The sequence below is a fragment of the uncultured Shimia sp. genome, assembly GCF_913054185.1.
Lineage (GTDB): Bacteria > Pseudomonadota > Alphaproteobacteria > Rhodobacterales > Rhodobacteraceae > Shimia.
The window spans coordinates 1-4361 of the sequence record NZ_CAJXIV010000156.1 but is presented as its reverse complement, the minus strand read 5'-3'; the positions used below and the strand labels follow the sequence as shown (position 1 = coordinate 4361).

4 protein-coding genes are annotated in these 4361 nt (G+C 55.7%); 3 read left to right on the top strand and 1 reads right to left on the bottom strand.

Annotated features, from left to right (window positions below):
- Window positions 1–136: 136 nt before the first annotated feature.
- Window positions 137–868, bottom strand: a complete 732-nt coding sequence (locus QZ517_RS19675) for an STAS/SEC14 domain-containing protein (protein ID WP_294230646.1) — start codon at window positions 866–868, stop codon at window positions 137–139.
- Window positions 869–1110: 242 nt separating this feature from the next.
- Here QZ517_RS19675 and QZ517_RS19670 point away from each other — a divergent pair, with 242 nt between their 5' ends.
- From QZ517_RS19670 to QZ517_RS19660, 3 genes are all read left to right on the top strand, one after another.
- Complete coding sequence (locus QZ517_RS19670; protein ID WP_294230649.1) at window positions 1111–2667, top strand: ABC transporter substrate-binding protein; 1557 nt, start codon at window positions 1111–1113, stop codon at window positions 2665–2667.
- A 112-nt stretch (window positions 2668–2779) separates the two neighbouring features.
- Complete coding sequence (locus QZ517_RS19665) at window positions 2780–3760, top strand: ABC transporter permease (RefSeq protein WP_294230642.1); 981 nt, start codon at window positions 2780–2782, stop codon at window positions 3758–3760.
- The coding region (locus QZ517_RS19660) for an ABC transporter permease (RefSeq protein WP_294230639.1) at window positions 3760–4361 on the top strand (602 nt) is incomplete at its 3' end. The genes QZ517_RS19665 and QZ517_RS19660, both read left to right, overlap by 1 nt.

Genomic DNA, 4361 nt, shown 5'->3' with positions numbered 1-4361 from the left:
AGGCGGCCGCACTGTTGGGTCCGGTGTTGTATCCAAAATCGTTGAGTAATTGCGCTTAGCGTAATTCTTACAACAGACGATGGAAAGGCCGCCCAATGGGCGGCCTTTTTGCTTGGAGTGGGAAGATGTTGTGGCGTCAGGTGCTCGCCTGAACCCAGGCCAGCGCTTTGTCAAAGTCCTCGGCGGCAAAATGCTGGGCATCAACGCCAGAGATATGTTTACCCACTTTGGCCGCCATGTTTTGCCAGCCGGCGTCCCCAACAATTGCGGCGCGGGTCAATTGCTTCACATGGGCGCTTGCAAGGGCCAAGTGATCGCGCAAAGCGCCCAAACCTTGCCAGCCGTCAAATTCACGCAGGTCTATCACCAAGCCAAATTGGCTTTTGCCCGCAAGCAGATTGTCCAGATCTTCGGACTTGCCTTCATAGGTTTCACTGTCAAGTTTGCCCATCAGTCGGACACAAACCGTGCTGTCATCCGCCGCGTCAATTTGAATGGATCCTAGGCTTTCGCGCAGCCAGCGGCGGGCATCCTCGGCCTCAGACAGGCCAAACATTGCTACAGGACAAGGCATCAGAACACCAAAAACTGAAATCAGGCGTTTCATGGTGGCATCGTCGGTCGCTATGGCACAGCGGTCAAAACCGCGCCAATGTTTGAACCCCACGCGGCTGTCCTGCCACATGGCACCTGCCGTAAAGTCCCCCGGTCCGCCGTCTAAGACCACCAGAAGGCGGATGTTTTCAGCCTGCTCAATGGCGCGGTCAATCGCCGGGGTGAGCACGTCGGTGTAGTCGCTTTCTGTGATGGGGGCTGTCATATGGACCTCGAGAAATCCTGGTCCACCTGCTTCAATCACTTCAATCATGTCATCACCTCAATACAAAATGTACCGCCATGGTTGCACAAGGCGCAAAATCATCCCAACGAAACTTTGTGAGGTTGGCTTTATGTGCGACCCGGAGAAGGAAATCGTTTCGAAGAAATGGCTTAACTTGTTCACAAAAAAGTGTGCTGATCTTGCTTTTGCTATCCCCTTGGAGCGACACTGTCTTATGCACTCGCGCCGTCCATCGCGCGACGAAGAACAGGGGAAATGTCATGAGACACATGTTAAGCGCGGCCGTTCTGGCCGCTGTTTGTGCTGCACCGGTTGCAGCTGAAGATTTCAAATGGGCCGGCACCACCGACCCACAAACCATGGACCCACATGCGGTGAACTCTGCGCCGGTTTTGGGCTTTTTGAACAACGTCTACGAAGGCTTGGTGCGCCGTGGGCAGGATATGTCGATTGAGCCCGCGCTGGCGACAAGCTGGGAACCGATTGGCGACGGTGAAGGCTGGCGTTTCCATCTGCGTGAGGGCGTGACCTTCCACGATGGCAGTACGTTTGACGCTGAAGATGTGCTGTTCTCTTATGAGCGTGCCTCCAACGAAGTGTCAGACACCCGCAGCTGGTTTGCGCCAGTGTCGGAGGTGAAGATGGTGGATGCCAATACCATCGACATCCTGACCAAAGCTCCAAACCCAATTTTCCCGGACAGCATCGCCAACTGGATGATCGTGGACAAAGGCTGGGCTGAAGCCAACAACGCCGCGCTGCCTGATAAGGAAAACGGCAATTACGCCACGCTAAACGCCAACGGCACTGGCGCCTTTATGGTGACTGAGCGCGAACCTGGACTGCGCACACAGCTCAAGCCATTTGGCGGCTGGTGGGACGAGGCCACCCACAACATCACCGTGGCGGAATTCACTCCGATTCAGAACCCGGCCACAGCCGTGGCGGCGCTGCTGTCTGGTGAAGTGGACATGATCAACCCGGTACCAATCCAGGATGCGGCGCGTCTGCAAGGCCAAGACGGCGTGCAGGTCATTCAAGGCATTGAAGCCCGCGTGATCATGCTGGGTTTTGCTCAGGAGTCCGACGTTCTGAAATACGGCGCGGATGCCGGCAAACCAAACCCGTTCAAAGATGCCCGCGTGCGGGAAGCCGTGTCCAAGGCTGTGAACGTCGATGCGATCCTGAAAACCATCATGCGCGGCAACGCGGAACCAGCAAGCCAGTTGGTTAGCCCGGCGATGCGCGGCTACTCCTCGGCCAATATGGACCGCCCAGCCTATGATGTGGATGGTGCCAAGGCGCTGCTCGCAGAAGCTGGCTATGCCGATGGCTTCTCCTTTGGTTTGAAATGCCCAAACAACCGCTATCTGAATGACGAAGCGGTGTGTCAGGCGGTGACTTCCATGCTCGCAAAAGTTGGCATCGACGCGCAACTGGATGCGATGCCGGTCTCCAACTACTGGCCGGAGCTGCGTGCGGATAACTTTGACATGTATCTGCTGGGGTGGTCCCCGGGCACGTTTGATGCGGAGCACCCAATCCGCTTCCTGGCACACACGCCAAACTCTGAGAAGAAACTCGGAAGCTGGAACTTTGGCGGATACTCCAACGCCAAGATCGACGAGATGCTGCCAATGATCCAATCGGAGATCGACGACGGCAAACGCCAGATGATGCTCGACGAATCCGCAGCGATTCTGCAGGCGGAAACAGCCTATGTGCCGATGTATGTGCAACCTTTGGTTTGGGGCACACGGGACAACGTCACCCTGACCCAACGCCCGGATAATTTCTTTATCCTGCGGTGGGTGAACGTGCAATAATACTGCCTAAAAATGAGGCAGCGAGCAATGTTCGCTGCCTCGTGCGCTGCACTTGACCTGCGCCCTTTGAGAGCGCAAGGCTCGCGTTAATAAAAAATAAAGGGACGCAGTGATGCTGACGTATGTCTTAAAAAGAGTACTACAGTCTGCATTGGTTCTTCTGGTCGTAGGCCTTGTGGCCTTCAGCATGTTTCGGTTTGTCGGGGATCCAATCGACAACATGCTTGGTCAGGAACGCACCGATGCTGACATCGCCCGCCTTCGGGCGGATCTGGGGCTGGATCAGCCTTTTCCTGTGCAATATTACAAGTTTCTCGAAAAAGCCGTTCAGGGTGATTTTGGCATAAGCTTTCGCCAAGGTCGGCCGGTGGCAGAGATCCTTGTAGAACGTGCGCCAGCGACGCTGGAATTGGCTGCGGTCAGTGGATTTTTGGCGATCAGCATTGGCATCGGGCTTGGGGTGTTCACGGCCATTCGCAAAGATGGCTTCCTTGCCAATATGATCATGTCGGTCTCGCTCATAGGGGTGTCCCTGCCCACTTTCCTCATAGGTATCTTACTTATCTACTTGTTCTCGGTGGAGCTGGGATGGCTCCCCTCATTTGGACGAGGGGAGGTCGTCCATATTGGGTGGTGGAGCACGGGGCTTTTGACCTCATCGGGGCTTAAAGCCTTGATCTTGCCGTCGATCACGCTGGGTCTCTATCAAATGACCTTGATCATGCGGCTGGTGCGCTCTGAGATGCTCGAAGTGCTGCGGCAGGACTATGTCCGCTTTGCCCGCGCCCGTGGTCTTAAAGAGCGCACGGTGAATTTCCGCCACGCTTTGAAAAACACGCTGGTCCCAGTGATCACCGTAACAGGCCTGCAACTTGGGTCGATCATCGCCTTTGCGATCATCACGGAAACCGTGTTCCAGTGGCCAGGTGTGGGCCTGCTGTTCATCAACGCGATCCAGTTTGTCGACATCCCTGTGATGGCTGCTTACCTGATGCTGATTTCGGTGATGTTTGTGGGTATCAACCTGATTGTTGACCTGCTGTATTTCGCAATTGATCCGCGCCTGCGCACGGATGGGAAGGGGGCGCACTGATGTCTGACCAAACTTCAACCGCTCCGCAGTCCCGTCTGGCCAAAGCGCTGGACAGTGATTTCTTCTACAACTTCCGCCGGTCTCCTGTGGCCGTGGTGTCCTTCATTGCGGTGATGGTTCTGGTGCTCAGCTCAGCCTTTGCGCCGTTGATCGCACCCTATGATCCGTTTGATCCCGGCTCTCTGGATCTGATGAACGGGTTCACCGCACCGATGGCGCCCAACGACTTCACTGGCGATGTCTTCTGGCTTGGCACAGATGACCAAGGTCGGGACGTGTTCTCCACCATTCTCTACGGCATGCGTGTGTCGCTGTTTGTGGGTTTTGCGGCTGTCAGCTTTGCCATGGTGCTGGGCATCACGCTGGGCCTTGTGGCTGGTTACGTTGGTGGCTGGGTCGAAACCATCATCATGCGGGCTGCGGATGTGCAGCTGACCTTCCCAGCCATTCTGGTGGCCATGTTGATCTTTGGGATTGCCAAAGGTGTCATTCCAATTCAGCACCATGATCAGATGGCGATCTGGGTGCTGATCGTGGCGATTGGATTGTCTGACTGGGTGCAATTTGCCCGCGTTGTGCGTGGCGCCACACTGGTGGAAAA

What these genes read in the sequence shown, in the direction of transcription:
- QZ517_RS19675 (WP_294230646.1), bottom strand. Translation starts at nt 868, where the DNA reads ATGATTGAAGTGATTGAAGCAGGTGGACCAGGATTTCTCGAGGTCCAT.
- QZ517_RS19670 (WP_294230649.1), top strand. Translation starts at nt 1,111, where the DNA reads ATGTTAAGCGCGGCCGTTCTGGCCGCTGTTTGTGCTGCACCGGTTGCA.
- QZ517_RS19665 (WP_294230642.1), top strand. Translation starts at nt 2,780, where the DNA reads ATGCTGACGTATGTCTTAAAAAGAGTACTACAGTCTGCATTGGTTCTT.